Origin of the sequence: Streptococcus sp. 9903 (genome assembly GCF_013276625.1) — a bacterium.
In the GTDB taxonomy this organism is placed as follows: Bacteria; Bacillota; Bacilli; order Lactobacillales; family Streptococcaceae; genus Streptococcus.
Map to the genome: position 1 here is coordinate 1 of NZ_VMLI01000040.1, position 2,347 is coordinate 2,347.

Below are 2,347 nucleotides of genomic sequence, written 5' to 3' on the forward strand. Positions count from 1 at the left end.
ATCGGGATTTGCTTTTAAGAGATGAATTTTTGGTGTGAATGCTTGACATTATTTTGATTGACCATGGCATAGGCCAGGGTTGTGTCAATCTTGCTATGACCTAGCAGTTTTTGGACTTGCTCGATAGGCATACCTTTATCAATTGCCTTAGTCGCTAAAGTTCTTCTGAACTTATGTGGGTGAACCTTTTGTATACCGAGTTTGTCTCCTAACTTTCTTAAGCGAATCTCTACACCAGCAATTCCAAGCCTCTGGACTTTTCCAACTAACGTTACAAAAAGAGCAGGGTGACTATCTTTTCTGTCGTTAAGATAGTTTCTTAAATGAATTTTCGTACGAGCGTCAAAATATACTGGTCTCTCCTTCTTTCCTTTACCAAAGACAACACACTCTCTGTTTTCAAAATCAATATCTGAACGATTCAACTGTACAAGCTCCCCTACACGCATACCTGTCGATGCTAGTAGGTCTATTATTGCCAAATCTCTCAAATTTTCACAGTTATCGCGCATAATTTCCAAATGTTCATCAGTATAAGTTTCCTTCACATTTTGCTCAGTCTTAATTTTCTTTATCCGTCGAATGGGATTTTTAATGATATATTCCTCTTGCTCAAGCCAAGCAAAAAAAGAAGACAATATACGCCTAATATTGTCTAAATTCGCCTTACTACAATCCTTTTCAGACTGGTAATTTGCTAAATAACTCCTTAAATCATCTGTTGTGAGTTGTGTCACAGACTCCTTAATACCATTAAACAAGTTTTCAATCGTCCTCTGGTAATAACGAATTGTTTTTGAGCTACAGCCCTCTACCTGCTTGGCGGTAATAAATAGTTGCAACAGGTTATTATTCGAATACTTCTGCTGCTTTTTTCCGTCTACTAGATGATGTTCTAAACTCTCTCTCAACGCTAGTAATTGTTCATTATTTAAAAGAGGTAACATTTCTTGCATGATAATTGTAACTTTTGATTCCATAATTTCTCACTTTCTTATTCATCAATAAAAAGAGACAATATCAGTTTCTGCATTACAGAATTCTAATATTGTCTGTTCATTTATTTTCTTGTGCTCATTCAAATCCAGCATACTAGGTTACTTTTTGACCTTTTCTCTAACAGAATGTTCAGAAACCCATTTGGAGTAGCTTGTCATTTTTTCATCAGTTAAAGCTTCTACTGCGATGGTTACACACATTTTTACTGCTTCTTCTACCGTTACAGAAAAACGATAGCCGTTTAATTGTAAAAATTTGACCAAAACGAAGAAAGCAGTTCTTTTATTAGCATTAGCAAAAACATGCTTCTTTATCAATTGGACAAATAGTATCGTTGCTTTATCAAAAATTGTTGGATAAAGAGGCTTCCCAAAGACAAATTGTTCTGGTAAGTTCACAATCATATTTAAGGCAGAAGGACTAACTGTTTGAATTTTCTCATTTGGAGAATACCGTTGAATTGCTAAAGCATTTATTTTTTCAATTTGCTTTTCTGTCAGATAGATTGTCATTTTTCCACCAAAGCTTTGAAAACATCGTCGTATTCGTCAAATATTTTATCTAAATTTAAGTCAAAGGCATCATCAGATACATAAGAAACCTGCTGCCCCAATTCTTCAGGAGTAAAGATAATCTCACCACTTGGTAACAATTTCGCTTCGTATTTAACACCACTTGGAATATTAAATTCACTTGGAATCGTAATGGTGATTGAATTTCCTTGTTTTCTTGTTTTTACTACCATCTGATTTCCTCCTTTATTGTATTATAACAAATCATTACGGTAATTACAATGGCAGAATATCAGCCAAAATACTCCTGCATCAGAGATTTCTTCAAAGTTTCAAGTTCTTCCAGAGATTTTTGGATTGCCAATTGTGATTTGTCGACCTGGGCTACAAAGTCTGCGAACTCATTTTGGAGGGAAAGAGGGGGGAGAATATATTTCTGATTTTCTAATGGTTTTTGAGTTATCTTTGGTTGACCTGAGAAATCAGCAAATTTACTAAAATCAATTACTTTCATTAATTCTAATAAAAATACAAGATTAAAATCGGAATTCTTAAATTCTTTTATATATATAGCATTATCACTTATCCATACCTTACCGTAGGTAGTTCTTACATTACCACAATATGCACCTACACGACCAATGATGATAGTAGGATTATCAATTAAATATTTTCGACTTTTCCAAGCAATGCCATTTCCACCATAGGCAGGATAACCTTCAAAAACTCTATCATGTTTATCAAGAAATTTTCCACTTGAAAATTTAAAACACTGTTGTCCCGTTTTTACTGCAAATTTCTTGTTATTATTTAAAGGATCCCCAAACATCTCGTTA

At 34.1% G+C, this 2,347-nt stretch carries 4 protein-coding genes; all 4 read right to left on the minus strand.

The window, feature by feature from the left end:
- Positions 1 to 14: 14 nt before the first annotated feature.
- Positions 15 to 980: a site-specific tyrosine recombinase/integron integrase gene (xerA, locus tag HT696_RS10450; protein WP_023936148.1), complete on the minus strand. Its 966-nt coding sequence runs from the start codon at positions 978 to 980 to the stop codon at positions 15 to 17.
- 117 nt (positions 981 to 1,097) lie between these two features.
- Positions 1,098 to 1,511, minus strand: a complete 414-nt coding sequence (locus HT696_RS10455) for a type II toxin-antitoxin system death-on-curing family toxin (protein ID WP_023941843.1) — start codon at positions 1,509 to 1,511, stop codon at positions 1,098 to 1,100.
- Positions 1,508 to 1,744, minus strand: a complete 237-nt coding sequence (locus tag HT696_RS10460; protein WP_000260605.1) for an AbrB family transcriptional regulator — start codon at positions 1,742 to 1,744, stop codon at positions 1,508 to 1,510. The genes HT696_RS10455 and HT696_RS10460 overlap by 4 nt, the downstream gene beginning before the upstream one ends.
- 59 nt (positions 1,745 to 1,803) lie before the next feature.
- Positions 1,804 to 2,347 (minus strand): restriction endonuclease subunit S (locus tag HT696_RS10465; protein ID WP_240150261.1); only part of this gene is annotated, 544 nt, incomplete at its 5' end.